This is a genomic window from Microbacterium sp. UFMG61 (assembly GCF_015354505.1).
GTDB lineage: Bacteria > Actinomycetota > Actinomycetes > Actinomycetales > Microbacteriaceae > Microbacterium.
Window position 1 is genome coordinate 25,154 of sequence record NZ_JACAFP010000014.1, and the last position, 25,624, is coordinate 50,777.

Genomic DNA, 25,624 nt, shown 5'->3' on the forward strand with positions numbered 1-25,624 from the left:
GTGCGGACGATGAGGGAAGGCCCTGAGCAGGCGACGCTGACGGCGCAGAACGCGGCGCCGACGACGACGCGGACGAGGAGGGAGCTCCGAGAGCGGGCTGCCGAGGCGGGGGCATCGCCGGCCCCTCCCGAGGCATCCGCTCCTGCGACGCGTCGCAGGAGACGCGGTGTCGGACGGATGCTGGCCGACATCGCGCTGTGGATCGCGGCCGTCGCGGGGGTCGTCTGCATGGTGCTCGTGATCCTCGCTCTCACGGCGAACATCACGCTCATCATGTTCCGCACCGGATCGATGTCGCCGACGATCCCCGCCGGTTCCGTCGCCGTCGTGCAGCGGATACCGGCGTCCGCGATCGAGGTCGGCGATGTGGTCACTGTCGATCGTCCTGGCGATCTGCCGGTGACGCACCGGGTGACGTCGGTCGCCCCGGGGGCCGACGACGAGCAGCGTGTCATCACGATGCGCGGCGATGCGAACGCCGATGACGATCCCTTCCCGTACCCGGTGAGCTCGGTCCGTGTCGTCCTGTTCTCGGTGCCCGGGGTCGCCACCGTGATCGCGGGGCTCGGGGATCCCCTCGTGCTCGGCGGTCTCACGATCGGGGCGACGGTGCTCGTGGTGTGGGCGTTCTGGCCGCGTGCGCCGCGTGAGGGGCACGGATGAGTCGGGGAACGCTGTGGCGACGGGCGGTCGCCGTGTCGTCGGCAGCCGCTCTCGCGGTGCTGATCGGCGGCGGTGCTGCGGCCCCAGCCGCCGCTGCGCAGACGACAGACGTGGTGCAGGGCCAGGTGCTGCGGCTGGTGTCGGTCGCCGATTGGGCCGCGGCGTCGAGTCTGCGCCCGGGGTACCCGGTGCAGTGGGACGTCACCGTCAGCGCCGATGCTCCCGACCCGGGGACCGTGCGGATCGGGATCAGCGCCCGGGGTGACGCGCCCCTGCTGGTCGATGCTCAGATCTGCATGCAGCCGTGGGTCGGCGCCGAGTGTCCCGGAGGCGCGCGCACCCTGAGGTCTTCCTGGCCGGTACCGCGCGACGGCGTGGAGGTCGCACTCATCGAGATGAGCGCCGCCGACGTGGGGCATCTGCGCCTCGGGATCGCGCTCGAGGGGGCGGGCGACGGCAGCACCGAGGTGCGAGTGCACGCTCAGGGCGCGGGAGAGGCGGCCGTGATCGGGCCGGACGGCGGCCTCGCGGCCACGGGCCTGTCGCCGCACTTCCGCTGGGCGTTCGCCGCGGGCGGGGTGCTGCTCGTGGCAGGCACGGCCCTCGCCTTCCTGCGTCGCCCGAAGGACCCGTCGGATGCACCGCACCCGTCGGACGTGCCGGAGTCGTCGGATGCAATGGAGTCGTCCGATGCGCCGGGGGGAAGCTCATGACCGGGCAGCGTCGACACCGTGTGCTCGTGGGCGTCGCCGGCGCCGCGCTGCTGGTGGGCGTGGGACTCACGCCCGCGACCCAGGTGACGGACGCGGCCTTCACGGACCCCGAGTATGCGCAGACGACGATCACGGCGTTCCGGGTGCCCGCCCCGACGATCACAGCGTGCAACGTCGCCAACAACGGGCTCGGAATCTTCCAGAGCGTCACGCTGATCTGGACCTCTCCATACCCGGCGAACGGCGTGCGACTCACTCTGACGCAGGGCACGACGACAGCGGTCGTACCGGCGACCAGCATCACCTCGACCGGCCCCTCGGCGGGTCTGTACACCTACACCGCTGTGTTGAATCAGGCGCTGCTCGTCAGCCTGATCTCCAACCTGCTCGGCAGCACCACCACACTCACCGTCAACAACCTGCTCACCGGCACCTCGTGGGTATCGGCGGGAGCCACGCGTCAGCTCTCGATCGCCCTGCTCGGACTCGGCGCGACCTGCACCTGAGCGTCAGTCGGCGAGGGCGAGAGCGCGGAAGGCGTCGCGTTCGCGGAGGTGCTCGCGGCGGCTCGCGGCGGCCGCGGCCGTGGCCTCGGCGATGCGCGGCGGCACCTGCATGCCGGTCGTGCGTCGGTAGAGCTCGTCGATGAGTTCGGTCGCGAGCCCGACGAGCTTGGCGATCTCGCGATCGTCACGGTCGATCCACACGCATCGCGGCTCGTCGTGGATGGGAGCGAAGTCGACGTGCTCCTCCCAGACGAACAGTGTGCGCTCGGCGCCGAGCACGTGCTGCTGCCACCACACCTGACGCAGGTAGGTGCGCGGGATGCCGCGGAACGCCTTGTTCGTTGTCTTGATCTCGGCGAGCTTGACGCGTCCGTCCGCATCGACGGCGATGCCGTCGGGTGTCGCGAGGTGGCGGTGCTCGACCTCGGCGCGGAAGAGTGCGGACGACGGAAGGATGCCGTGCGTCGCCGCCACCCAGGCGGCGATCTCGGGCTCACGACGCCGGCCATGGTCGGTATAGGCGTTGCCGCCGAAGCGGGGTCCGCCGCCGAGCTTCGAGTCGGCGGCGCGAGCGATCGACCTTTCGCTCGTGAGTCCTGCGACATCGGTCGCGGTGATGCCGCGTGAACGGGCACGCATCCAGGCCACCCGGTCGCGCGAGTCCGCGACGATGCGAGCGTGGAGTTCCGGGGTCACCTATCGAGCGTAACCCCGGTCGCCGACCCTCCGGTCCCGTACACGCCGCACCCGGCGTCCCTCGTCGTCTGCGCGGGCGCGATCAGCCGAGTGCGGGCCAGCTCTCGGGCCCGGTCGATCCTGCGGCGTACTCCTCGAGGGGCACATCGCCTCGGCGCCAGGCCTCGAGGATCGGTGCGACGATGCGCCAGCACTGCTCAGCGGCATCGCCGCGCACGGCCAGCATCGGATCGCCGTCGAGCACGCCCGACAGCACTTCGGCGTAGGCCTTGAGCGCGCCCTCGCCGAGTTCGGCCGACAGGGTCGCGCGCTCCAGTTCGAACGGATCCTCTGCGGCGTTGAGGTTCAGCTCGAGCGAGATCCGGTCGGGTCCCAGGGAGAACCGCAGCACGGCGCCGTCCGACGAACCGCTGAGCCCTGTCGGAATATGCCTGACGGGGCGGAAGCGCACGACGATCTCGGTCGACGGCGTGCTGAGCGCCTTGCCCGACCGCAACCGGAAGGGTGTGCCCGCCCAGCGGCTGTTGCGCACCTCGAACGTGGCCTCGGCGAGCGTCTCGGTCTGGCGTTCGGGATCGACTCCCGGCTCGTCGACGTACGACGGCTTCTCCGTGCCGCCGACCGTGCCTGCGGTGTACCGCGCCCGACGCGACGACGCCACGGGGTCGTCGTCCCACACCGCGGTCGCGCGGAGCACGGCGCTCGTCGCCTCGCGGAAGTCGACCTGGTCGAGCGTCGTGGGCTCTTCCATCGCGAGTACGGCGAGCACCTGCAGGAGGTGGCTCTGGATCATGTCGACGAGCGCCCCGGCGGAGTCGTAGTAGCCCGCGCGCCCCTCGAGAGCGAGCGATTCGTCGTAGACGATGTCGACAGACTCGATGCTCTCGGCCGACCAGAGGGGCTCGAGGATCCGGTTGGCGAAACGTGCGCCGAGCAGATTCAGCGTGGTGGAGCGACCGAGGAAGTGGTCGACCCGGAAGACCTGACTCTCCGGCACCAGCGCCGTGAGTGTGCGGTTCAGCTCGCGGGCACTCGCCTCGTCGGTGCCGAAGGGCTTCTCCATGACCAGAACCGCTCCGTCGGGCAGCATCTCGGCGGTGAGCGCCGCGATGGATGCCGCGGCGACCGCGGGCGGCACGGCGAAGTAGATCGCGACCTGTCCGGTGCGTCCCTGCAGCAGCGCCCGCAGGTCGTCGGGTTCGGTGATGTCGGTGCGCACGTACGACACGTCGACGCGCGCGGCGGCCTCTTCGGCATCCATCGTCGCGAAAGCCGTGCGGACGACGGTCTGGAGTTCGGCGTCCGTCCAGTCCTCGCGGTCCGCGCCGATGATGTGCACCGCGCGTTCGGGCTCGCGCAGCAGCAGCTGTCCGAGGGCGGGAAGGAGGAGGCGGGAGGTGAGATCGCCCCCGGCTCCGAGGATCACGAGCGTCGTCGCAGCGGCCATGACCCCACCGTAACCCGTCCACCCCGTCGACAGTCGTGTCACAATCGGTCGATGCCCGCTCCGATCGAGGACTACGCCCTGCTCAGCGACTGCCGCACCGGCGCGCTCGTCTCGAAGGAGGGCAGCATCGACTGGCTGTGCCTGCCTCGCTTCGATGCGCCGTCGCTGTTCGGAGCACTGCTGGGGGAGGCGCCGAACGGATGCTGGACCCTGCGTCCGCTCGATGAGACGGCGACTTCCGAGCGGCACTACGTGTCGGACACGTTCATCCTCGTCACCCGGTGGGAGACGCCGGACGGCGTCGCGGAGGTCCACGAGTTCATGCCGCTGCAGCCGTCACGCACCGATGTCGTACGCAGGATCGTCGGTATCGCCGGTCGCGTCGAGTTCGTCACGGAGCTGCGGCTGCACTTCGATTACTCCCGTCGGCTGCCCTGGGTGCGGCAGGTAGGCACGAGCGAGGAGCCGGCCCTGCGCGCGACGGCGGGGCCCGAAGCGGTGATCGTGCGCGGAGTACGACTCGTCGCGGAGGATCACCGGCATCGGGGGACGCTCACGGTCTCGGCTGACGACGTGCGCGACCTGACCCTCAGCTGGTTCCCCTCGCATGAGCATCCGCCGGCGCCGCTCGACGTCGACGACGCGTTCGCCGCCACGCGGTCGTGGTGGCAGGGCTGGGCGAGCGGGATCCAGCACGACGGTGCCTACCGCGCCGAGGTCGTGCGGTCGCTGCTGGTGCTGCGGGCGCTCACGAACAAGGACACCGGAGGCATCGTCGCCGCGGCCACGACGTCGCTCCCCGAGGAGTTCGGTGGCTCGCGCAACTGGGACTACCGCTTCGTCTGGCTGCGTGATGCCGCCCTGACACTCGAAGCGCTCATCGCTCACGGGTTCCTCACCGAGGCCCATCACTGGCGTCGCTGGCTGCTCCGCGCCGTGGCCGGTGAGCCGAACGAGGTGCAGATCATGTACGGGATCGCGGGGGAGCGCGACCTCATCGAGCGCGAGCTCACGAGCCTGCCCGGCTATGGCGGTGCGGCACCGGTGCGGATCGGCAACGGAGCGGTCGACCAGTATCAGGGAGATGTGATCGGTGAGGTGCTCGTCGCGCTCGAGTGCGCGCGGATCGCCGGGCTCGAGGAGGGCAGCTTCTCGTGGCCGCTGCAGCGCGCGCTCATCGAACAGGTGATCGCCTCGATCGACCGCCCCGACAACGGCATCTGGGAGATCAGGGGCGAGCCGCAGTGGTTCACGCACTCCCGCGTGATGATGTGGGCGGCGCTCGACCGTGGAGTCCGTGCCGTACAGGAGCACGGGCTCGCGGGTGATGCCGATCGCTGGGCCGCGGTGCGCGATTCGCTGAGGGACGAGATCGACGAGCGCGGGGTGGATGCCGATCACGGGTACTTCGTGCAGCACTACGGTTCGACCGAGGTCGACGCCTCGCTGCTCGTGCTCCCGCAGGTCGGCTACTGCGCGCCCGACGACCCGCGGATGCTCCGTACGGTCGACCAGATCGAGCGCACGCTGCTCACCGACGGATTCCTGCGGCGATATCGCACGGAGTCCGGCGTCGACGGACTCGACGGGGGAGAGCATCCGTTCATCGCCTGCAGCTTCTGGCTGGTCGAGCAGTATGCGACGACCGGTCGTCTCGACGAGGCCCGCGACCTGATGGAGCGATTGGTCGGCATGGCCAACGACCTCGGTCTGCTGTCGGAGGAGTACGACGTCGGGCAGGACCGGCAGGCGGGCAACACCCCTCAGGCGCTCTCGCATCTGAGTCTCATCCGGGCCGCCGACGCGCTCGCCGGCCACGGGGGTCGTGCTGCCCACCGGCGATGACCCCGCCTGATTTGAGAAGAGCGGATGCCGTGGGGTACAGTTGTCGTAACCGAAGACCGCTGGTCATCGTCGTGCGCGTGAGTGCATGAGGATCGAAGCTCTGCTCAGCAGGGGCCCGCGCAGGACACGAACTTCCAAAGCTCCGTGCGCTTGCGCCGGAGCTTTTCTGTTGCCAGGGGTCGGAACCGGTGCCTCACCGCCGTGAGGCATCTCGTACACACCAAGGAGTGACCATGGCGCAGAAGGATGCATCGGTCGCCGAGCTCACGAAGTCATTCGAGAACTCGACTGCCGTTCTGCTGACCGAGTACCGCGGTCTGACGGTTGCCCAGCTCAAGGAGCTGCGCAACAGCATCCGTCAGGACGCTGAGTACGCCGTGGTGAAGAACACGCTGACCAAGATCGCCGCCAACAAGGCTGGCATCACCGCGCTGGACGACGACCTCAAGGGTCCGTCGGCCGTCGCGTTCGTGCACGGTGACTTCGTCGCCACTGCCAAGGCTCTTCGTGACTTCGCCAAGGCCAACCCGCTTCTCGTGATCAAGGCCGGCATCTTCGAGGGCAACGCCCTCTCTGCCGACGAGGTCAACAAGTACGCCGCGCTCGAGAGCCGTGAGGTTCTGCTGGCGAAGGCTGCGGGCATGATGAAGGCCACGATGGGCAAGGCTGCCGCCACCATCGATGCTCTTCGCGAAAAGCTGGAGACCGCTGAGGCCGCGTAAGCGACCCGACGTTCTCGTTCAACAAACCCCATCTATCTAGGAGATACATCATGGCTAAGCTCACCACTGAGGAGCTGCTCGAGCAGTTCGCCGGCCTGACCCTCGTCGAGCTCAACGACTTCGTCAAGGCGTTCGAGGAGAAGTTCGAGGTCACCGCTGCTGCCCCCGTCGCCGTTGCCGGCGCAGGTGGCGGAGCTGCTGAAGAGGTTGAGGAGAAGGACTCCTTCGACGTCATCCTCGAGGCTGCTGGCGACAAGAAGATCCAGGTCATCAAGACCGTCCGCGAGCTCACCTCGCTGGGTCTCGGCGAGGCCAAGGCTGTCGTCGACGGTGCTCCCAAGGCCGTGCTCGAGGGCGCGAACAAGGAAGCAGCCGAGAAGGCCAAGGCTGCCCTCGAAGAGGCAGGCGCCACGGTTACCCTCAAGTAATCCGTTCCAGGTCGCGGCATAGCGCCTCGCCCTGGAAGCGTCTGAACGCTTCACGAAAGCCCCGGGTCCGCCCGGGGCTTTCGTGCGTCCGGGAGCGGTGGGGTCGGCTCACGACCCGGAGCCGCCGGTGATAGGTCGTCGAGCGAGGACGGCGGAGCCGCCCGAGACGAAAAGCCGTGCATCCGCCGGCGGACGCGGAGGCGTCAGCGGCGTCCGGCTGTCGAGTTCCGCACGACCAGGACGGATGCCGACACGATGCGCTCGAGAGGGGACTCGGGCTGCTCGATCTGCTGGTCGAGCAGTCGTACGGCCTCGTGCCCCTGCTCGCGGGGTGCCTGTCGGATGGTCGTGAGGGCGAACATGTCGGCGTGCTCATGGTCGTCGACACCGACGATGCTGAGCTCCGTCGGCACGGCGATGCCCAGGCGGCGAGCCGCGACCATGGCGCCGATCGCGGCTTCGTCGCAGACCCCGACCACAGCGGTCGGTCGCAGACGACGGTCGCCCAGCAGTTCGACCGCGGCGGCGTAGCCGCCCGGCATTGTCGGAGGGGAGTGGGCGACGCGCACGCGCTCGGCGAGACCCGCCGCGGCCATCGCCTCACGGTACCCGGCGATGCGGCGCGCGTCGCCGAAGCTCTGGGCATCCGCATCCGTCGAGCCGCCGACGAAGGCGATCTCCCCGTGGCCGAGCTCGATGAGGTGCTCCGTGGCGATGCGGCCCGCCGCCACGTCGTCGATCGACACCGCACTCGACCCCTCGCTGTAGGGTCCCACACTCACGAGCGGTCGTTCCGAGCGCTGCAGGCGCTCGAGCTCCTGCGCGCTGGGCTGGATGCCGACGGCGATGATGCCGTCGAATCGTCGCCCCGGCAGCACGGTGTCGAAGAGGCGCTCGCGTGTCTCGCTGCCCTCGCGGATGCCGTAGAGGGCGAGCTCGTAGTCGCGCTCGAACAGCGCGTCCTGGATGCCTGCGAGGAGCTCGGCGAAGAACCAGCGGTCGACCGGAGGCATGATCACGCCCACCGTGCGGGTGCGCCCGGTGGCCAGGCTCGTGGCGGAGGAGTGCGCGACGTACGAGAGGTCGCTCGCGGCATCCTCGACCCGCTGACGTGTCGCATCCGAGACGTATCCCCGTCCGCTCAGCGCGCGGCTCGCCGTGGCCTTCGACACGCCTGCACGCGCTGCGACGTCAGCGATCGTGCTCATCGGTCCTCCTCGACCAGTCCCATCGCGCGGCGGCCCCACCCGGTCGCGCCGATGACAGCGTAGTACCTCGGACGCGAGAAAGGAACCGGTTCCATAGTGACTCCGAGGGAGCGCTCCCATTCGAGCTCCGGAACGCGGGGGGAATGGTTGCGAGCTTGTGACCAACGCTTATTGTGTCTGGCGCGCGGACCCCGATAGGTTGTCCTGGAATCGGTTCCCGATTCTGTGCCGAGGGGCGGCGCAGGATGAGCGGGGGGGCCGTGAAACTCGAAGAGGAGAATCACATGGGTCTGTCACAGCGTTCACGGCGTTACGCGCCGATCGCTCTGCTGGGAGTCGCGGGTATCGCGCTCGCCGGCTGTGGTGCCCCCGGCGGCACGGACGGCGGAAGCGAAGGCGGAGGCGGAGGCGACAACACCGTCACCATCTACGGCACGATCGTCGAGGGCGAGGCCGAACTCCTCGCGGAGTCCTGGGCGGACTTCGAAGAAGAGAACGACATCGAGATCAAGTACGAGGGCAGCCAGGACTTCGAGACCCAGCTCGGCACACGCGCGCAGGGCGGCAACCCGCCTGACATCGCGATCTTCCCGCAGCCGGGTCTGTTCGCGGACTATGCGTCGCGCGACCTGCTGAAGCCGGCGCCCGAGGCGGTCAAGGCGAATGCCGAGGAGTACTGGACTGAGGGGTGGGTCGAGTTCGGCACGTACGACGGCACCTTCTACGGCGCGCCGCTGATGGCCAGCGTCAAGGGCTGGATCTGGTACTCGCCGACGAAGTTCGCCGAGTGGGGCGTCGAGGAACCGACGACCTGGGACGAGCTTCTCACCCTCACCGAGACGATCAAGACCGCGAGTGGCAAGGCTCCCTGGTGCGCCGGCTTCGAATCGGGCGTCGCGACCGGCTGGCCCGGCACCGACTGGATCGAGGACCTCGTGCTCCGCAACGCGGGCCCCGACGTGTACGACCAGTGGGTCAAGAACGAGATCCCGTTCACCGACCCGCAGATCAAGGAAGCCTTCGACGCGACCGGTGAGATCCTGCTCAACCCGGAGTACGTCAACGCCGGCTTCGGCGACGTGCGCTCCATCAACTCGACCGCATTCGGTGACGTCGCGGCGCAGGTCGCCAGTGGCGAGTGCGCGCTGACCCACCAGGCCTCGTTCCTCTCGGGCTTCTACCCTGATGGCACGAACTTCGCCGAAGACGGAGACGTCTGGGCGTTCCTGACGCCGAGCCAGAACGCAGACGAGACGCTCATCACCGGTGGTGGCGAAATCGTCGGTGCGTTCAGCGACGACGAGGCGACGCAGAAGGTGCTCGAGTACCTGTCGAGCCCGGAGTGGGCGGACAGCCGCCTCGCCCTCGGCGGAGTGACGTCGGCGAACAAGGGCGTGAACCTCGATGTGGTCGAGGATCCCATCCTGCAGGAGTCGATCAAGCTGCTCCAGGACGACTCGATCACATTCCGCTTCGACGGTTCCGACCAGATGCCCGGTGCTGTCGGCTCGGGGACCTTCTGGAAGGGCATCGTCGCGTGGGTGAACGGCACCTCGACCGATGAGGTCCTGACCCAGATCGAGACCGGCTGGCCGTCCAGCTGATCGGATGAGGTGGGCCGCCCCGATGGGCGGCCCACCGTCTCACCCTCGGTCCGCGCATCGCTGCGCGGACCGGTGATCAGCTCCGTCTCATGAAGGGGAATCCATGAACGCGACTGTGTTCTTCCAATGGATCGGGTCACTGCCCCCGATCGTCCAGGCCCTCGCCGTCGTCATCGCGTTCGCGGTGGTCGTCGTCGTCATCCTGCTCCTCGTCGACATCGCGCCTCGCAAGGGCGCCCTCTACACCGGCATCCGCCTCGCGATGTGCCTCCTCATCCCGTTCGCGGTGATGTGGTTCTTCAACTCCTATTACTGGGCCATGGGAGTCGCGGTCGCCGTCGGTGCCCTGTTCTTCTTCCTGGACTACCGCTCGCGCGACGGCGTGGGGTACCTGATCCAGCTCGTCGCCTTCATGGCCCCGGCGCTCCTGCTGCTCCTGGCGGGACTCATCCTTCCGTCGATCCAGACCGTGTACGCGTCGTTCTGGAACTCGACGGGCAGCGACTTCGTCGGCTTCTCCAACTACCTGTGGATCTTCACGCAGTCCGACGGTGTCACCTCGGTCGTGAACACGATCGTGTGGGTGCTGCTGGTGCCGACGCTGTCGACCATCGTCGGCCTCGCGTATGCGGTCTTCATCGACAAGACCCGCGGCGAGAAGATCTACAAGCTGCTCGTCTTCATGCCGATGGCGATCTCGTTCGTCGGCGCGAGCATCATCTGGCGTTTCGTCTACGCCTACCGTGGTCCCGAGTTCGAGCAGATCGGTCTGCTCAACCAGATCCTCGTGTGGTTCGGCGGAGAGCCGCAGCAGTTCCTGCTGAACAATCCGTGGAACAACCTGGCCCTCATCGTCGTGCTGATCTGGGTGCAGACCGGTTTCGCGATGGTCGTGCTCTCGGCATCCATCAAGGGGGTTCCCACGGAACTTCTCGAGGCTGCCGAGCTCGACGGCGCGAACGCCTGGGAACGCTTCCGATCGGTGACGATCCCCTCGATCAGGCCGGCGCTCATCGTCGTGCTCACGACGATCTCGATCGCCTCGCTGAAGGTGTTCGACATCGTGCGCACGATGACCGGTGGAAACTACGGCACGTCGGTTCTCGCGAACGAGATGTACACCCAGTTCTCCAAGTTCGAGGCGGGACGCAGTGCTGCGCTCTCCGTCATCCTGTTCATCCTGGTGCTCCCGATCGTCATCTACAACGCGCGCCAGATCAAGAAGCAGCGGGAGATCCGATGACCGACACCGTGAAGTCAGACACCGGCCAGAGCACGAGGGCGATCACGACCGCCGGACGCTTCGAGGCCTCGGCGGGTCGCGCGCGCAAGCGCCTCAGCCGCCCGTGGGCGACGGTCGCCTCGATCCTGATCGCCGTGGTGTGGACCATCCCGACGCTCGGACTCTTCATCTCGTCGTTCCGCGAGAGGGACGCGATCGAGACCACGGGGTGGTGGACGTTCTTCACCAACCCGCAGTTCACGCTCGACAACTACGCGGCCGTGCTGCAGTCGGGCACCACGCAGCTGACCATCCTCGAGTCGTTCTTCAACTCGATCGTGATCACGATCCCGGCCACGATCATCCCGCTGATGATCGCGGCCATGGCGGCGTACGCGTTCTCCTGGATCGAGTTCAAGGGGCGCAACGCGCTGTTCATCTTCGTGTTCGCGCTGCAGATCGTGCCGATCCAGATGGCGCTCGTTCCGCTGCTGTCCTCATTCTCGCGGGGCATCAACCTGTTCGGCGTGCAGGTCACGCAGGGACTCGATGTGGCGGGCGGCTACGCGCAGGTGTGGATCGCCCACACCATGTTCGCGCTGCCGCTGGCGATCTACCTGCTGCACAACTTCATGTCCGAGATCCCCGGTGAGATCATCGAGGCCGCGCGCGTCGACGGCGCATCCCGCGGCCAGATCTTCTTCCGCATCGTGCTGCCGCTCACCATGCCGGCGATCGCCTCGGTGGCGATCTTCCAGTTCCTGTGGGTCTGGAACGATCTGCTCGTCGCCCTGGTGTTCGCCGACGGGGCGGCCTCGCCAATCACGAAGGTGCTCGCCGAGATCACCGGTCGCGGCGAGGGCTGGTACCTGCTCACGGCAGGAGCCTTCGTCTCGATCATCGTCCCGTTGATCGTGTTCTTCGCGCTGCAGCGGTATTTCGTCCGCGGGCTGCTGGCGGGTTCCACGAAGGGCTAGAGCCTTCGGCAGGCTCAGGGACCCACGGTGGGTCGCTGAGCCTGTCGACGCGCAACACAGCCCCGGTCGCGGCATCTCTGCACGTACGCTGTGACCATGAAGTACGCAGAATCGATCGTCGACCTCGTCGGCGACACGCCCCTCGTGAAGCTCCAGCGCGTCACCGAGGGCATCGCGTGCACGGTGCTCGTCAAGCTCGAGTACCTGAACCCCGGCGGGTCGTCGAAGGACCGCATCGCCTCGCGCATCATCGACGCCGCCGAAGCCGCCGGTGACCTGAAGCCCGGTGGAACGATCGTCGAACCCACGAGCGGCAACACCGGAGTCGGACTCGCGCTCGTGGCTCAGCAGCGCGGCTACGACTGCGTCTTCGTCGTGCCCGACAAGGTCGGCGACGACAAGATCGACGTGCTGCGGGCATACGGTGCCGAGGTCGTGGTGACGCCGACGTCTGTCGCCGCCGACAGCCCCGAGTCCTACTACAGCGTCAGCGACCGCCTGGCGCGCGACATCCCCGGCGCCTTCAAGCCCAATCAGTACGAGAACCCCAACGGGCCGCGCAGTCACTACGAGACCACCGGACCCGAGATCTGGCGGGACACCGACGGCCTGGTGACGCATTTCGTCGCCGGCGTCGGCACGGGCGGCACGATCACCGGCACCGGACGCTACCTGCGCGAGGTGTCGGACGAGCGGGTCCGCATCATCGGCATCGACCCCGAGGGCAGCGTCTACAGCGGCGGCACCGGTCGCCCGTATCTCGTCGAGGGCGTCGGCGAGGACATCTGGCCCGGATCCTACGATCCGACCGTTCCCCACGAGATCGTCGCCGTGAGCGACGCCGAGTCCTTCGCGATGACTCGTCGCCTGGCCCGCGAAGAGGGGATCCTCGTCGGGGGATCGAGCGGGATGGCCGTGGTGGGGGCGCTGCGGGTGGCCCGCGAGCTTCCTGAGGATGCCGTGATGGTCGTGCTTCTGCCCGACGGCGGACGCGGATACCTGAGCAAGATCTTCAACGACGGCTGGATGCGCTCCTACGGGTTCAGCGACGTCGAGGAGGGCGAGACCGTCGCCGACGTCCTGGCGACGCGGGCGCTCCGCCACTCCCAGGGCGGCCCGAGCGGGGCAGGCATCCCCGACCTGGTGCACGCGCATCCGACCGACACGGTGCTCGAGGCGATCGGGATGATGACCGAGTACGAGGTGTCGCAGCTCGTCGTCCTGAGCGCCGAACCACCGGTCATGATGGGCGAGGTCGTCGGCACGGTCGACGAGAAGGGACTGCTCGACCTGCTCTTCCGCGGCGACGCGAAGCCGACGGATGCCGTGGGCGATCACGTGGGGGAGAGGCTGCCCCTCATCGGCATCCATGCACCCGTCGCCCAGGCCCGTGCGGCGCTCGCCGATGTCGATGCGCTGCTGGTCACCGAGGGTGGCAAGCCCCACACCGTGCTCACCCGACAGGATCTGCTCTCGTACATCTCGCGCTGAGATGACGCCCGGCGTCACAGGGCGGCTGTCGGGGTCCGGGCGGACGTAGGCTGAGACGCATGTCCGAGCATGCCTTCGCCACCCGAGCCATCCACGCAGGTCAGGAGCCCGACCCGACGACCGGGTCGATCATCCCGCCGATCTACCAGGCCTCCACTCACGTGCAGGACGGCATCGGCGGCTTCCGCGACGGCTACGAGTACAACCGCGCCGGAAACCCCACGCGGTCCTCGCTCGAGACGCAGCTCGCGGCGCTCGAGGGCGGCGCGAATGCACTGTCGTTCGCGTCGGGTCTCGCTGCCGAAGACGCGCTGCTGCGCGGCATCCTGAAGCCCGGCGACCACGTCGTGCTCGGCAACGACGTCTACGGCGGCACCTACCGTCTCTTCGCCCGCGTGCTCTCGCCGTGGGGCATCGACTTCACGACGGTCGAGCTGTCCGACGTCGACGCCGTGCGTGCGGCGATCCGCCCCGAGACCAAGATCGTCTGGATCGAGACGCCGAGCAATCCGCTGCTGAAGATCGTCGACATCGCCCTGGTCGCCGAGGTCGCGCACGCGGCCGGAGCGATCGCGGTCGTCGACAACACCTTCGCGTCGCCCGCACTGCAGCAGCCGCTGTCGCTCGGCGCCGACCTCGTCGTGCACTCGACCACGAAGTACCTGGGCGGTCACTCCGACGTCCTCGGCGGTGCGGTCGTGTTCTGCGACGACCGGTTCTTCGAGCAGATCAAGTTCCAGCAGTTCGCGGTCGGCGCGGTCTCGGCACCGCTCGACGCGTGGCTGACCACCCGCGGCATCAAGACCCTCGCGGTGCGGGTGCGCCAGCACTCGGCGAACGCGCAGGCGATCGCCGAGTGGGCTTCAGAGCGCCCCGAGTTCGCGACCGTGTACTACCCGGGGCTCGCCTCGCACGCCGGGCACGACGTGGCCGCGCGCCAGATGAGCGGCTTCGGCGGCATGCTCTCGCTCGGTCTGTCGGCCGGAGCAGGTGCGGCGAAGGCGTTCGCGGAGTCGACCGAGCTCTTCCAGCTCGCGGAGTCGCTCGGCGGCGTCGAGTCGCTGATCGGCTATCCGCCCGACATGACCCACGCCTCGGTGCGCGGCACGGAACTCGCCGTGCCCGAGAACGTCGTGCGGCTGTCGGTCGGCATCGAGGATGTCGCAGACCTCATCGCCGACCTGGAGCGCGGACTGGCGTCCCTCTCGCGCTGACCTCTGCCCGTCGAGGCGCCGGGCGCTCGGGCGTCGAGGAGGGCGATAGCATGGACACTTCGCCGGTTCGAATCGATTCGAGCTGAATCCCCCCCTGATCTCGGAAGTACCTGTGTCTGACGCGCCCCGCACCGACTCCCTCCCCATCGTTCCCGCCACTGAACGGACGGCGACCGGCAGCATCCGCATCCCGTCGTCCACGGGCGCGATCCGCACCCTCGGTGCGAACCCCGCGACGGCGCCGATCATGCTGCACCCCGGCGACTCGATCTCGAACGGACGCCGCGCGCTGTACATCGTGCTGCTCGGGGCGCTCACCGCTCTCGGCCCGTTCACGATCGACCTGTACCTGCCGGCGTTCCCCGTGCTCGAGCGCGACTTCGACACCACGGCCGCCGCTATCCAGCTGACGCTCACCGGCACCATGATCGGCTTCGCGCTCGGCCAGCTCATCGTGGGGCCGCTCAGCGACAAGGTCGGCCGACGCCTTCCCCTGATCGCGGTGACGGCGCTGCACGTGCTCGCAAGCGCGGCTGCCGCCTTCGCGCCGACGCTGCCTCTGTTGAGCGGCGCCCGTGTGCTCATGGGCATCGGTGCAGCGGCCGGCGGTGTGGTCGCCATGGCCATCGTCCGCGACCTGTTCGGCGGACGACGCCTGGTCGTGATGCTCTCCCGACTCGCTCTCGTGTCGGGTGTCGCGCCCGTGGCCGCGCCGCTCATCGGCTCGTGGCTGCTCACGCTCATGCCCTGGCAGGGGATCTTCATCGTGCTCGCCCTCTACGGCGTGGTCATGCTCGTCTCGACGCTGATCTTCATCCCCGAGACGCTGCCCGCCGCGCGCCGCCAGGAGAAGGGCGGCGCGACGGTGATGCAGCGCTATCGCTCGGTGTTCTCCGACCGCGTCTTCATCGGTGTGCTGATCATCGGCGGCATGACCTTCTCGGGTCTGTTCTCGTACCTGTCGGCGTCGCCCTTCCTGTTCCAGCAGACGCACGGTCTCGACGCGCAGCAGTACGGCATCCTGTTCGCGGTGAACTCGCTCGGTGTCGTGCTCGGTGTGCAGACGGCGTCGCGGCTCGCGGCGCGCTTCGGCCCGCAGTGGGTCATGGCGTACTCGACGGCCGCGCTGCTGATCGCGGGCACGGCGATCATCGTGACCGACCAGCTCGGCCTCGGGCTGTGGGGCACCGTCGTGCCGCTGTTCTTCTTCATGACGGCGTGCGGCTTCACCTTCCCGAACGTGCAGGTGCTCGCGCTCGATCGACACGGAAAGGCAGCGGGAACCGCCGCGTCGGTCATCGGAGCGACGAACTTCGGCGTCGCCGGGCTCATCTCGCCGATCGTCGGCTGGGTCTCGCAGGGGGCCGGCATCACGGCCACGACCATGGCTTCGGTCATGGTCGGCTGTGCGGCCATCGGGGTGCTGTCGCTGTGGCTGATCGTGCGTCCGCGCACGGTCGGCATGCTCACTCCCTGATTCTCAGCATCCGACCGGCAGAATGGAGCGATGAGACGACGCGCGCTGCTGTGGTGGGGTATCGGGATGCTGGTCGCGGCGACGCTCCTCGGAGCGATGATCGTGTTCGGCTACACGGAACCTCCCGGGTTCGACAGCTGGTGGAACGTCACTATCGCCGCGCATCGCGCCGACTGGATGCTGACGGCCGCGCTGATCCTCAACGACATCGGCGGCGGGCTGGTGGCGATCCTCGTGGTGCCGCTGCTCGTGATCATCGCGCTGCTGATCGTGCGGCGCTGGCAGGCCGCGGTGTTCGCTGCGGCCGCGTTCCTCGCCAGTGCCGGTGCGGTGCAGCTTCTCAAGCATCTCTTCGGCCGCGCCCGCCCGGAGGACATGATCGTGCTCAGCGATTTCGGTTCATTCCCGTCGGGGCATGTGGCGAACGCCGCCACGATCGCGGTGGTGCTGTGGCTCGTCTTCCCGAAGGTGTGGACGGCGATCCTCGGCATCCTGTGGATCGTGGCGATGGCGATCTCGCGCACCCTCCTCTCGGTGCACTGGGCGACCGACACGATCGGCGGAGCGCTGGTCGGAGCGGGAGTGGTGCTCGTGCTCGCGGCATGGCTGCTGCCCTGGGTGCGCACCTCGTCGCGCCGAGAGCCGGGCGCTGCGCCGATAGGCTGACGGCACACCCCATCTCATCGAGGAGTCGTCGTGTCCCGCATCCGTCCGTATCGTCCGTCCGACCGTGCCGCCATGTACGAGATCTGCACCCGGACCGCGGATGCCGGCGCCGACGCGACCGGGATCCTCTCGGACGACTCGCTCTGGGGCGACCTGTTCGCGGTGCCCTACGTCGAGAGGCACCCCGACCTCGCCTGGGTGGTCGAGACCGACGATGAGCGGGTGATCGGCTACATCGTGGCGACCGACGACACCGAGGCGTTCGCCACCTGGTTCCGCGACGAGTGGTGGCCGACGCTGCAGGAGCGGTATCCGCGACCGGCCGAGGCGACGACCCGCGAGGAGCGGATGATCGAGCACGGCTACAGCCAGGCCCCGGGCAGGAACCCGCACGCGGCCGAGTACCCCGCGCACCTGCACATCGACCTGCTGCCCGAGACGCAGGGGCAGGGACTCGGACGCGCGCTGATCGAGACGCTGTTCGCCGAGCTCACGCGACGGGGTGTTCCGGCGCTGCACCTCGGCATGGACCCGAACAACACGGGGGCCGCGGCGTTCTACGAGCGTCTCGGTATGGCGCCCCTGCCGGCCGAGCCGGGCGGGCAGCAGTACGGGGTGCGATTCAGTTGAGTCGCTGCCCGCCGCGGGTGAGGGCGCGGCGATGGGCGGGGGTCTCCCTGATGGGCGGATGGATGCGTGCTCAGCGGCCGCCCGACACGGAGAAGTCAGCCTGACGCGGTGACGGCGGAACCCCGGTGCTCGATGGAAAAGCCAGAGGGCCCCCGCTGACGCGGAGACCCTCTGGCTTGTGGCGGTGACGGCGGGATTCGAACCCGCGGTTGCTTGCACAACACACGCTTTCCAAGCGTGCTCCTTCGGCCGCTCGGACACGTCACCAAGGAACAACCTGAACAGTCTATCCGATCGGGCTCGATGCCCGTGACCACGCCGGATGCCGTCGCACCGGTATGCGATTCCAGGATGCCTTGAGTCGGACTTCGACCTTTCCTATCGTCGAGTGACGACGTTTGGCGGCCATATGGCATGGCTCCGAGTGCTCTCGACTCCGAGAGCGGCGTCGGATGCGGCTGGGGGGCTTGCATGCGCATGACGACTGCCGAGCAGCGGATGACGCTGCGTACTGATCTGCGGACAGCTCACGAGCGCGCCCTGTCGGAGCTCGGGCTCGACGCGGTGGGGCGTGTGCAGATCGGGCGCCGTGAGCGTTCCATCAGCTCGGTGGTGCAACGGGAAGGTGTGTACCGCTGGCTGAGGGTGGTTCGTGCGCGCCGGGAGTGGGCGCACGGCCCGTGGTGGACGGGCAACCAGGATGCCGCGCGTCTCACCGGGGTGGCGGTGCCGAGACTGCTCGACGTGCGCGGGTGGGAGGACGGCCCCGTCGTGTACCGGGCCGAGCTGCTGAGCGTGCTGCCGGGCAGGGCGTGCGCGGCGCGACCCGTGATCGACCGTCCGCCGACGGTGGACGATCCGTGGTGGCGCAGCCTGCAGACCAACCTGCAGCATCTCTTCGATGCACATACAGATCGGCGCCTCCTCGACCCCGGTGTCATCAGGCGCCGTGTCGCAGTGTTCTTCGGTGTCGACGTGCGCGTCGACCCCGTCACGTGGCGGCCGGCACACGGCGAGCTGCACTGGGGCAATCTCCGTCGCGATCCGTTCGCGATCGCCGACTGGGAGACGTGGGGGCTCGCGCCGCGCGGATACGATGCCGCCTTCCTCCTCGGTCACTCGCTCGCCTCACCTCGGACCGCCGATGAGATCATGCGGCGGTTCCGCGATGACCTCGAGACCGACGACGGCGTGACCTCGCAGCTCTATGTGATGACGAAGCTCCTGACCCGAGCCGACGGAGGAGAGCACGGCGCGCTCGTGCCGCTCATCCACCGCCATGTCGATCTCCTGCTGGGACCGCGATCGACGGGGCTTCTGCGCCTGACCTGACGACCATGATGCGGGAGCGCTGACCCGGCGGCCGGCGGCTGACGGCCTGACCCTGGCGGCCTGACACTGCGGCTTGCAGCCTGGCCCTGCGGGCTCGGCTTGACCCTGCGGCATTCGGCCGACGGGGCTGAACTCAGGATGAGTCGGGCGCGTGCGCGGTCGTGCGCTGATCCGATTCATCGCATATGAAACATATTGCATGCTCTTCGACTTTTTTATAGCGTCATATGACGACGAATCCTCGTCGTGGCGCATCAGGTCATCTTGGGGGAAGACATGCAGACCGGATCGACGGCAGAGACCGAACTTCGCGATGCTCGAGCGATCCGAGAATGGATCAGCGGAGAGCCGCAGCAGTTCTCGCGGACGTTCTTCGTCGAGGCGGGCGCCCGGATCGACGGCCTCCACGCGCGGCTCGATGCCGATGACCTGCTCCTGCTTCCGGCAGGCGGCGAACCGTATCGAGGGCCTGCGAGTGCCGTGCGGTGCAGTGGGGCGCTGAGCGAGATCGGCGACGAGCTCTTCCTCGACGATCTCAGCGTCGAACTCCAGGACTACGTCGCCGCGGAGTTCATCCAGATAGTCGGACCCACGGCGGTGTGCATCGGCGATGCTCCGGGCTGGCGCGCCTTCGTCGATGACGCCGAGGCGGCTCGTCGAACCGGAGTCTTCCCGACGGCGTTGCTCGATCCGAGAGTGCTCCTCGCGAACCGCGGCGCTCTCGCAGATCCGCTCGGGGTCGCGAGCCCGACCGCGTTCAGGATCGGTGCGCACGGCCGCGTCAGCATCGGAATTCAGGGCGAGGACATCGGCCACGTCGACGACCCGGGCATCATGCTCGCCTCTCCTCGTCCCCGACGCATGGAACTGGCGGGCACAGTCCGTCAGGCGATGTCCGTCGATGGCTACACCCACCGACCGTGGATGGGAAGATACCTCAACGCGACGGATCTCATGAAGATGCTCCGGCTAACCAACGGTGCTGCCAGGATCTCCGGCTTCGGATGGGCCCTCCTCGAGGACGACCGCGCGGACGCCGAGCCGCTGGCCGACGATCCGTTCCTGATCGAGATGCCCGACGGCATCGTTCTGGCGAGCACCATCACACTGCGCCGCCAGTTGCTCTCTCCCGTCACCGCCGTCGTGGTCGCTGCCACGCAGACGTCGAGCGCAGTGGAGATCGCCGGTGAGCGGGTCGCGCGGCGATGCGATCTCGAGGTCAGTCACGCCACCCGGCTGTGCGGCGACGCCGTCGCCAAACTCGGCGTTCATCCGGGCTCGCGAAGCGTCGCCGCGTCATGGACGACGGGAACTGCGCGATGACCATTCCCCACGCGCTGTGGCCCTCGATGCTTCCTGCAGACGCCACGTTCACTCGTGATCTCGTCGCCGTGGGCGCAATCGGGAACACTGTCGAGTTCGCCGACGGATCCACGCGTCTCTGCGCCACGAGCGGACTGTGGAACGTCCCTCTGGGGTTCGGCAATCCGGCGGTCGTCGAGGCCGTCGACAAGGCGACGCGGGATGCGTCGTATCTCTCGCTGTTCCGAACGCCCCATCGATACGCCGAGGAGGCGGCGGAAGCACTCGTGGCGCTGGCGAATCCGCTCAGCTACAGCCGCGTCATCTTCTCCACGTCGGGAGGTGCGGCGAATGACGCCGCGATGAAGCTCGCCAGGCAGTACTGGTGGCAGAGGGGTCGGACCTCCCGGTCGCTCGTCGTCGGTCTGACGGGCAGCTATCACGGAACGATGTACGGCAGCCATGCGCTGAGCGGGGACGAACTCCTCCAGTCCGTCTACTCCGTCGACCGTCGGTCGGTTCGCCACGTCTCTCACAGCGACGACGGCGAGGAGCTGGACGCGCTGATGAAGCGAGAGGGCGACAGAGTGGCGTCGGTCGTGGTGGAGCCCGTTCTCGGCAGCGGCGCGCATGCGCTGTCGGATGCCTTCGTCTCTCGCCTCCTCGCTCTCCGCGAGAAGTACGGCTTCCTCATCGTCGCCGACGAAGTCGCGACGGGGTTCAGCCGTACGGGAAGGATGTTCGCCACGGACACCTGGGCTGCGGCGCCCGACGCTCTCATCCTTTCGAAGGCCCTGACCAACGGCGCGATGGGTGCTGCCGCGCTGCTCGTGGGGCCCCGCGTAGCCACGGCATTCGTGGGCGGGGGATGGACCTTCGTCCATGGGGAGACGCAGGCGGGAACGCCGGCGTGCACGGCGGCGATCGTCGCCGTGGCCGACGAACTGCGCCGTATCGATGCGGAGACGGTGACGCGCGAGCTCGCTGCCGACCTGTCGAGCCTGGCGTCGCGTCTCGCGTCGGATGGTCTCGTCTCGGAGGTCACGGGGCGCGGGTGCTTCGTCGGACTGGGCATCCGCGATGCCGAGGGCGACACGCTCTCGGGTGCTGAGGTGCTGCGAATCGTCTCGATCATCGCGCAGAACGGCGTGCTGGTGCATCCGGGACCCAGCGCGATCCAGCTGATTCCTGCGTACGGCTTCGATGCCGATGAGCTCCTGCGCGTGGACTCGGCCGTGCGCGAGGGCCTGAGTCAGACACGCGAGATGACATCGTGACCGCGCGATTCACAGGACGAGTCCCGACACTCTGGCACGGGCGGGGCATCACATCGCAGATGATCACGCACCTCAGCTCCGGGCGTGAGGCGCTCGTGATCGCAGACTCGTCGGTCTCCTCGTACGTGCCCGTCGGAGCCTCGAGGCGAGTGATCGAGATCGACGCGCGAACGGCGAACGTCGAGACGGTCATGAAGACAGCTCGGGAGGTAGTTCATCACAAGCCCGAGGTGATCGTCGCCGTCGGGGGAGGGACAGTCCTCGACGCCAGCAAGCTGTCGGCACTGGCGCTCGCTCGCGAACGCGTGTTCGATTTCGCCGTCGAGCGTGCCGCGCGGTCTGCCCTGACTTTTCTTCCCGACGTTCCCCTGCCCGTCGAACTGGTGGCGGTCCCGACGACGCTCGGCACCTCATCGGAGACGAACAGCGTCGGAATCCTCAAAAACGAGACCGGCTTCCGGTTGGTCGTCGGTCGCTCCCTGCGGCCGCGCCACGCCATCATCGACCCCTGCAATCTGATGACCCTCAGCCGCTCCGCCGTCAGGGAAGGAACGATGGAGGCTTTTCTCCGTCTGGCGGGAGCGTCGACGAGCTCGGCGCAGAGTGATCGGTCGAGGAACGATGCGGTCGCTCTCGGGAGAGCGCTCCTCGACGCGGGCACCACCGACTCACGATCCGCGTCGGTGCGGCTGCGCATCGCTCGACTCAGTGCGGCGACTCAGCGCAGTGGGGCGCTGCGGGGGAATCACCCGTACAGTGCCCGGCACTGGTACATCGCGAACGAAGTCGCCTTCGCGCTGGGTGTGCGGAAGATGGTGGCCACGGCTGCGGTCATCGCCGCCGTCTGGGGACGCATCTGCTCGGGAGATCCGCGATGGGGCGATCGCGGCAACCTCGAGCGGTTCTGGGCTCGGATCGCGGAGGGAACGGGTCTGCCGCTCGATCCGTCATCGGGAATCTCCGCGGTTGTCCGACGATGGGGCCTCGCCCTGCCGCCGAGACCGACCGGCGGTGAGGTGGGCCTCATCGCGGTCGCCATCGAAAGATGCTGGGGCGACCGCCTCCCCATGCTCCCGGGTCTCGGAGCGGACGACTTCAGCGAACTGCTCCGAGATTCTCTCTGGAGCCCCACGCGTCGGCATCGAACGCCGACTTCAGTCGATCTGCACAGAGGGGGTGATTGACATGGAGACCACACAAACCGGGCGAATCGAGTTCCAGGAACTGGATGCGATGGATGCTCCCAGCTGGGAGAGCTTCTACAAAGGCATAGGAGCCGCGCTGGCGCTCATCGGCATCGGCGCAGCAGCAGCCACCTGACCACATTCTCTGATGGAAGAAAAGAACGGAGGAGAGCATGCAGACTGCGACACCGACTCTCGAGTTCACGGAACTCGAGGCGATGGAAGCACCGGATGACGGACTCGATTTCACGCGCGGATTCGCGCTGGGCGTGATCATCGGAATCATCGCACTCACCTAGAGATCACGTCGGCTCGATCCCACTGAGGAGGTGAGAAATGCAGACAGAGTCACTCGAGTTCCTGGAACTCGACCAGATTGATGCCCCACTCGAATGGTGGGAGCACGCGACCTACATCATCGCCATCATCGCCGGCGCTGCGGCGATCGCGACCTGACCGCAGGGTGCGGGCGTGCACAGCACGTCCGCACCTGGATCTCTCAAGAAAGGCGTTATGCGGATGTCGAATCTGTTGACCCCTGCCATGGAGGCGAAGCTGAGGGAGGCGGGTGCTGTTCCGAGAGAACAGGACCTGTACTCGGGGGCAGGCTCTGGCTTCTACGAGCGCCTGGTCGGGAACGACCGCGCCGAAGTGCGGGAGATGCTGGCGCTCGCGCGACGCGCGCGCGGGCCGATCCTCGACATCGCTGCAGGCAGCGGGAGATTGACGATCCCCCTGCTGAGATCGGGGAATCGGGTGACCGCGATCGATCTCTCCGACGATATGCTCGCCCACCTTCGCCGCGCAGCTCCGGACCGCTCCCTGCTGCATTGCGTCGTGGCGGACATGCGCGACTTCTCGCTGGCCCAGCGTTTCGCGCTGGTGATCCTCGGTGCCACGTCCATCACACTGCTCGACCGGGCGGGCAGAGCTCTTCTGTACGAGAACGTGCGCCGCCACCTCGCTCAGCACGGTGTGTTCGCCCTCACAGTGGCGGGCGGCGCCTCGGCGGAGGAGATCGCGATGTCCGGAGATCACGAGATACGCGTGCCCGGACCCGACGGCGAGGAGGTATACCTCTTCTCCCAGCAGATCGATGCGGCCGGCGCAGCACGCGTGGTCAATTGGGCTCGCGCCTCGGACATCGGCGACGGTCGAGAGGTGACCGTCTTCACGAGTCGGCTGCGGTTGCTCAGCGATGAGCTTCTCTCGAAGGAGCTCATCGACGCAGGTTTCGCCGCCCCTGTCGTATCCGCCGTCCGTGCGTCGCGCGGAGAGGACATCCTGCTCCTCACCACGTCACGAGCGCCGGGGTCGAACCACGAGGACGATCATGACTGAGAAGAGGGGCCATCGTCCACGACGGCCGCGCGATACGGCTCCTCTCACCGCCGATGCTCGACCGCGGCTCGCGACGGGTGTCGTCTTCGAGCGGGCGACGGATGACGCGGTCTGGATCGCGCTGCGTCATGGGGTGCCGACATCGAGGGTGTCCCTCACCGTCGTGGAGCTGCTGCGGGCGATGGATGGCGAGTCGGCTCTCGGCGATCTGCACGGGAGGTTCGCCGCGTCCGAGTCTTTCGAGAGCTTCGTGTCACTGGTCCACCGTTCTCGCGCCTGCGGGCTTCTCGAAGGGGGCGCGCACACGATGCCCGGTCGTGTGGTCTATCGGCCCCCCTTCACCCTGCAGATCGCAACGCTCCGCGCGCCGACCATCTTCGGCGGTGTCGACCGCATGATCGGTCCGCTCTCGGGCCGAGCGGTTCTGATCCCGGTTGCGGTCCTGCTCGTCCTGGGAGTCGCGGCGGCCGCACTTCAGGCGGGTGAGCTCCTCGAGGTCCTCGCCACCCCGGCTCCGATCGCCGGACTGGTGTGTCTCGTCATCGTCCTCTCTTTCCTGACGCTGCTCCACGAGAGCGCACACGGAGTCACGCTCACGAGGTTCGGTGGGAGACCTCGCCGGGCGGGGGTCATGCTCTTCTACCTCACCCCTGCCTTCTTCGTCGACGTGACCGACGGCTGGCGGCTCTCCGACCGACGTCAACGCGTCGCGATCGCGCTGGCCGGACCCGCGGTGCATGCGGTCACCGGAGCGATCGCCGTGACCGCCGCACTCATGGTCCGTCAGCCGGTGGCCCATCAGACCCTGCTGCTGCTCGCCCTCTCGTGCACCGGAATCGTGCTCGTCAACCTGGTCCCTTTCGTGCGGTTCGACGGGTACATCGCCCTCATGAGTGCTCTGGACGAACCAAATCTCCGGGCACGAAGCGTTCGTGACGGCGCGGATCTTCTGACGCGCCTTCTTTTCGGGGGGCAGCGGACGAGCAAAAGCGTGAACACGTGGTGGAGTGTGCCGTTCGGGCTCGCGAGCCTGATCACCCCGGCAGTCCTGGTGCTGTTCGCGGTCGATCGCATCGCTCGCGCGCTCGCCGGGGGAGGACCGCTGCTCGGCCTTCTCGTGGTGGGTCTGGAGGTCACGGTGTTCCTGGTCGGATCCGTCGTGGTCGCCCGAGCACTGCACCGCGTGCTCCGTGCGGGCGTCTCCAGGATCCGCTTCACATCCGTGTGCATCGCGCTGGCCTCGGTCATCGCGATCGCAGGAGGGGCGATCTCCATTCCCGTGTCGGCGACGTTCGGATTCACGTCGCGCGGCGGCGGCGTCATCCTCGTGCAGGCCGGCGAGACCATCGGGACGACGGTGCCGGACGGCGCGCACGTCGTGCTGATGACCAACGGGATCCTCGCGAACATGCCGGTCGGCGAGGGAATCGTCCGGCCGCGGCGATCGGAGTCGACGACGGTTCCGCTGGACGCGATCCTTCCCGTCGACGCCGACGGCGCCCGGATTCCGGCTGTGATCGTCGCCGCCGTGGACATCTCGGATGAGACCGACGATCTGCCGACGACGGGACAGGCGCGAGTCGCGCTCGGTGCGAGAAACCTGTGGCAGACGATCTGGGCGAGTGCAGTGCTCTCGCCACTGTCGAGCCTTCGAGACGAGAAGTAGGAAAGGAACGAAG

26 protein-coding genes and 1 tRNA gene are annotated in these 25,624 nt (G+C 67.9%); 23 read left to right on the plus strand and 4 right to left on the minus strand.

Annotated elements, in window-relative coordinates:
- The first annotated feature begins 9 nt into the window (after positions 1-9).
- Genes IXW21_RS15990 through IXW21_RS16000 form a run of 3 tightly spaced genes read left to right on the plus strand, consistent with a single transcriptional unit; the run spans position 10 to position 1,882 of the window.
- Positions 10-663 (plus strand): signal peptidase I, encoded by a 654-nt coding sequence (locus tag IXW21_RS15990; protein ID WP_194765238.1) that lies wholly within the window; start codon positions 10-12, stop codon positions 661-663.
- The gene (locus IXW21_RS15995; RefSeq protein ID WP_194765239.1) at positions 660-1,376 is read left to right on the plus strand and encodes a hypothetical protein; all 717 of its coding nucleotides are present in this window, start codon (positions 660-662) and stop codon (positions 1,374-1,376) included. The genes IXW21_RS15990 and IXW21_RS15995 overlap by 4 nt, the downstream gene beginning before the upstream one ends.
- Entirely contained in the window at positions 1,373-1,882 is a 510-nt protein-coding gene (locus IXW21_RS16000) for a hypothetical protein (protein WP_194765240.1), read from the plus strand. The genes IXW21_RS15995 and IXW21_RS16000 overlap by 4 nt, the downstream gene beginning before the upstream one ends.
- Positions 1,883-1,885: 3 nt before the next feature.
- Here the strand turns inward: IXW21_RS16000 and IXW21_RS16005 are convergent, their stop codons facing one another.
- Positions 1,886-2,578 carry a YqaJ viral recombinase family protein gene (locus IXW21_RS16005; RefSeq protein ID WP_194765241.1) on the minus strand — a complete coding sequence of 231 codons (693 nt, stop codon included), beginning with the start codon at positions 2,576-2,578 and terminating at the stop codon, positions 1,886-1,888.
- Between the two features lie 82 nt (positions 2,579-2,660).
- Positions 2,661-4,025 (minus strand): glucose-6-phosphate dehydrogenase, encoded by a 1,365-nt coding sequence (locus tag IXW21_RS16010; RefSeq protein ID WP_194765242.1) that lies wholly within the window; start codon positions 4,023-4,025, stop codon positions 2,661-2,663.
- Positions 4,026-4,076: 51 nt separating this feature from the next.
- Here IXW21_RS16010 and IXW21_RS16015 point away from each other — a divergent pair, with 51 nt between their 5' ends.
- From IXW21_RS16015 to rplL, 3 genes are all read left to right on the plus strand, one after another.
- The gene (locus IXW21_RS16015) at positions 4,077-5,870 is read left to right on the plus strand and encodes a glycoside hydrolase family 15 protein (RefSeq protein WP_194765243.1); all 1,794 of its coding nucleotides are present in this window, start codon (positions 4,077-4,079) and stop codon (positions 5,868-5,870) included.
- A 233-nt stretch (positions 5,871-6,103) separates the two neighbouring features.
- Complete coding sequence (gene rplJ / locus IXW21_RS16020) at positions 6,104-6,592, plus strand: 50S ribosomal protein L10 (protein ID WP_194765244.1); 489 nt, start codon at positions 6,104-6,106, stop codon at positions 6,590-6,592.
- Between the two features lie 50 nt (positions 6,593-6,642).
- Positions 6,643-7,020, plus strand: coding sequence for a 50S ribosomal protein L7/L12 (gene rplL / locus IXW21_RS16025; protein WP_042539579.1), 378 nt, complete (start codon positions 6,643-6,645; stop codon positions 7,018-7,020).
- Positions 7,021-7,223: 203 nt separating this feature from the next.
- Here the strand turns inward: rplL and IXW21_RS16030 are convergent, their stop codons facing one another.
- Entirely contained in the window at positions 7,224-8,228 is a 1,005-nt protein-coding gene (locus tag IXW21_RS16030) for a LacI family DNA-binding transcriptional regulator (RefSeq protein WP_194765245.1), read from the minus strand.
- Positions 8,229-8,512: 284 nt separating this feature from the next.
- Between IXW21_RS16030 and IXW21_RS16035 the strand changes: the two genes are divergently transcribed.
- From IXW21_RS16035 to IXW21_RS16070, 8 genes are all read left to right on the plus strand, one after another.
- Positions 8,513-9,832, plus strand: coding sequence for an ABC transporter substrate-binding protein (locus IXW21_RS16035; RefSeq protein ID WP_194765246.1), 1,320 nt, complete (start codon positions 8,513-8,515; stop codon positions 9,830-9,832).
- Positions 9,833-9,935: 103 nt separating this feature from the next.
- Positions 9,936-11,075: a carbohydrate ABC transporter permease gene (locus tag IXW21_RS16040; RefSeq protein ID WP_194765247.1), complete on the plus strand. Its 1,140-nt coding sequence runs from the start codon at positions 9,936-9,938 to the stop codon at positions 11,073-11,075.
- Positions 11,072-12,031, plus strand: a complete 960-nt coding sequence (locus tag IXW21_RS16045) for a carbohydrate ABC transporter permease (protein ID WP_194765248.1) — start codon at positions 11,072-11,074, stop codon at positions 12,029-12,031. Before IXW21_RS16040 ends, IXW21_RS16045 begins: the two co-directional genes overlap by 4 nt.
- Positions 12,032-12,127: 96 nt before the next feature.
- Positions 12,128-13,522 carry a cystathionine beta-synthase gene (locus tag IXW21_RS16050; RefSeq protein ID WP_194765249.1) on the plus strand — a complete coding sequence of 465 codons (1,395 nt, stop codon included), beginning with the start codon at positions 12,128-12,130 and terminating at the stop codon, positions 13,520-13,522.
- Positions 13,523-13,581: 59 nt separating this feature from the next.
- The gene (locus IXW21_RS16055; protein WP_194765250.1) at positions 13,582-14,736 is read left to right on the plus strand and encodes a cystathionine gamma-synthase; all 1,155 of its coding nucleotides are present in this window, start codon (positions 13,582-13,584) and stop codon (positions 14,734-14,736) included.
- 112 nt (positions 14,737-14,848) lie between these two features.
- A complete protein-coding gene (locus IXW21_RS16060; RefSeq protein ID WP_194765251.1) occupies positions 14,849-16,213 on the plus strand; it encodes a multidrug effflux MFS transporter in 1,365 nt (454 codons plus the stop codon).
- Between the two features lie 30 nt (positions 16,214-16,243).
- Positions 16,244-16,879 carry a phosphatase PAP2 family protein gene (locus IXW21_RS16065; protein ID WP_228528655.1) on the plus strand — a complete coding sequence of 212 codons (636 nt, stop codon included), beginning with the start codon at positions 16,244-16,246 and terminating at the stop codon, positions 16,877-16,879.
- A gap of 30 nt (positions 16,880-16,909) precedes the next feature.
- On the plus strand, positions 16,910-17,509 hold the full coding sequence (locus IXW21_RS16070; RefSeq protein WP_194765252.1) for a GNAT family N-acetyltransferase: 600 nt from the start codon (positions 16,910-16,912) through the stop codon (positions 17,507-17,509).
- Positions 17,510-17,688: 179 nt separating this feature from the next.
- Here the strand turns inward: IXW21_RS16070 and IXW21_RS16075 are convergent.
- Positions 17,689-17,776: transfer RNA gene (locus IXW21_RS16075), tRNA-Ser, on the minus strand.
- 204 nt (positions 17,777-17,980) lie between these two features.
- Between IXW21_RS16075 and IXW21_RS16080 the strand changes: the two genes are divergently transcribed.
- The 9 genes from IXW21_RS16080 (at position 17,981) to mpaP (ending at position 25,611) form a co-directional block, all read left to right on the plus strand.
- On the plus strand, positions 17,981-18,841 hold the full coding sequence (locus IXW21_RS16080; RefSeq protein WP_194765253.1) for an aminoglycoside phosphotransferase: 861 nt from the start codon (positions 17,981-17,983) through the stop codon (positions 18,839-18,841).
- A 276-nt stretch (positions 18,842-19,117) separates the two neighbouring features.
- Entirely contained in the window at positions 19,118-20,164 is a 1,047-nt protein-coding gene (mpaB, locus tag IXW21_RS16085; RefSeq protein ID WP_194765254.1) for a daptide biosynthesis RiPP recognition protein, read from the plus strand.
- Positions 20,161-21,420 carry a daptide-type RiPP biosynthesis aminotransferase gene (gene mpaD / locus IXW21_RS16090; protein WP_194765255.1) on the plus strand — a complete coding sequence of 420 codons (1,260 nt, stop codon included), beginning with the start codon at positions 20,161-20,163 and terminating at the stop codon, positions 21,418-21,420. Before mpaB ends, mpaD begins: the two co-directional genes overlap by 4 nt.
- A 59-nt stretch (positions 21,421-21,479) precedes the next feature.
- Positions 21,480-22,604 carry a daptide-type RiPP biosynthesis dehydogenase gene (gene mpaC / locus IXW21_RS16095; RefSeq protein WP_228528656.1) on the plus strand — a complete coding sequence of 375 codons (1,125 nt, stop codon included), beginning with the start codon at positions 21,480-21,482 and terminating at the stop codon, positions 22,602-22,604.
- 1 nt (position 22,605) lies between these two features.
- The gene (gene mpaA1 / locus IXW21_RS18455) at positions 22,606-22,740 is read left to right on the plus strand and encodes an MpaA1 family daptide-type RiPP (RefSeq protein WP_267238726.1); all 135 of its coding nucleotides are present in this window, start codon (positions 22,606-22,608) and stop codon (positions 22,738-22,740) included.
- 37 nt (positions 22,741-22,777) lie between these two features.
- Positions 22,778-22,903 carry an MpaA2 family daptide-type RiPP gene (gene mpaA2 / locus IXW21_RS18460; RefSeq protein WP_267238727.1) on the plus strand — a complete coding sequence of 42 codons (126 nt, stop codon included), beginning with the start codon at positions 22,778-22,780 and terminating at the stop codon, positions 22,901-22,903.
- Between the two features lie 37 nt (positions 22,904-22,940).
- A complete protein-coding gene (mpaA3, locus tag IXW21_RS18595) occupies positions 22,941-23,060 on the plus strand; it encodes an MpaA3 family daptide-type RiPP (protein ID WP_323742282.1) in 120 nt (39 codons plus the stop codon).
- A gap of 63 nt (positions 23,061-23,123) precedes the next feature.
- Complete coding sequence (mpaM, locus tag IXW21_RS16100) at positions 23,124-23,945, plus strand: daptide-type RiPP biosynthesis methyltransferase (RefSeq protein ID WP_194765257.1); 822 nt, start codon at positions 23,124-23,126, stop codon at positions 23,943-23,945.
- A complete protein-coding gene (gene mpaP / locus IXW21_RS16105) occupies positions 23,938-25,611 on the plus strand; it encodes a daptide biosynthesis intramembrane metalloprotease (protein ID WP_194765258.1) in 1,674 nt (557 codons plus the stop codon). Before mpaM ends, mpaP begins: the two co-directional genes overlap by 8 nt.
- Positions 25,612-25,624: the final 13 nt, after the last annotated feature.

Coding starts and splice junctions, on each gene's coding strand:
- mpaA3 (WP_323742282.1), top strand. CDS start 22,941: ATGCAGACAGAGTCACTCGAGTTCCTGGAACTCGACCAGATTGATGCC.
- mpaA2 (WP_267238727.1), top strand. CDS start 22,778: ATGCAGACTGCGACACCGACTCTCGAGTTCACGGAACTCGAGGCGATG.
- IXW21_RS16030 (WP_194765245.1), bottom strand. CDS start 8,228: ATGAGCACGATCGCTGACGTCGCAGCGCGTGCAGGCGTGTCGAAGGCC.
- IXW21_RS16050 (WP_194765249.1), top strand. CDS start 12,128: ATGAAGTACGCAGAATCGATCGTCGACCTCGTCGGCGACACGCCCCTC.
- IXW21_RS16015 (WP_194765243.1), top strand. CDS start 4,077: ATGCCCGCTCCGATCGAGGACTACGCCCTGCTCAGCGACTGCCGCACC.
- IXW21_RS15995 (WP_194765239.1), top strand. CDS start 660: ATGAGTCGGGGAACGCTGTGGCGACGGGCGGTCGCCGTGTCGTCGGCA.
- mpaC (WP_228528656.1), top strand. CDS start 21,480: ATGATCACGCACCTCAGCTCCGGGCGTGAGGCGCTCGTGATCGCAGAC.
- IXW21_RS16080 (WP_194765253.1), top strand. CDS start 17,981: ATGCGCATGACGACTGCCGAGCAGCGGATGACGCTGCGTACTGATCTG.
- mpaD (WP_194765255.1), top strand. CDS start 20,161: ATGACCATTCCCCACGCGCTGTGGCCCTCGATGCTTCCTGCAGACGCC.
- mpaP (WP_194765258.1), top strand. CDS start 23,938: ATGACTGAGAAGAGGGGCCATCGTCCACGACGGCCGCGCGATACGGCT.
- mpaA1 (WP_267238726.1), top strand. CDS start 22,606: ATGGAGACCACACAAACCGGGCGAATCGAGTTCCAGGAACTGGATGCG.
- mpaM (WP_194765257.1), top strand. CDS start 23,124: ATGTCGAATCTGTTGACCCCTGCCATGGAGGCGAAGCTGAGGGAGGCG.
- IXW21_RS16000 (WP_194765240.1), top strand. CDS start 1,373: ATGACCGGGCAGCGTCGACACCGTGTGCTCGTGGGCGTCGCCGGCGCC.
- IXW21_RS16055 (WP_194765250.1), top strand. CDS start 13,582: ATGTCCGAGCATGCCTTCGCCACCCGAGCCATCCACGCAGGTCAGGAG.
- rplJ (WP_194765244.1), top strand. CDS start 6,104: ATGGCGCAGAAGGATGCATCGGTCGCCGAGCTCACGAAGTCATTCGAG.
- IXW21_RS16065 (WP_228528655.1), top strand. CDS start 16,244: ATGAGACGACGCGCGCTGCTGTGGTGGGGTATCGGGATGCTGGTCGCG.
- IXW21_RS16040 (WP_194765247.1), top strand. CDS start 9,936: ATGAACGCGACTGTGTTCTTCCAATGGATCGGGTCACTGCCCCCGATC.
- IXW21_RS15990 (WP_194765238.1), top strand. CDS start 10: ATGAGGGAAGGCCCTGAGCAGGCGACGCTGACGGCGCAGAACGCGGCG.
- IXW21_RS16035 (WP_194765246.1), top strand. CDS start 8,513: ATGGGTCTGTCACAGCGTTCACGGCGTTACGCGCCGATCGCTCTGCTG.
- IXW21_RS16010 (WP_194765242.1), bottom strand. CDS start 4,025: ATGGCCGCTGCGACGACGCTCGTGATCCTCGGAGCCGGGGGCGATCTC.
- rplL (WP_042539579.1), top strand. CDS start 6,643: ATGGCTAAGCTCACCACTGAGGAGCTGCTCGAGCAGTTCGCCGGCCTG.
- mpaB (WP_194765254.1), top strand. CDS start 19,118: ATGCAGACCGGATCGACGGCAGAGACCGAACTTCGCGATGCTCGAGCG.
- IXW21_RS16045 (WP_194765248.1), top strand. CDS start 11,072: ATGACCGACACCGTGAAGTCAGACACCGGCCAGAGCACGAGGGCGATC.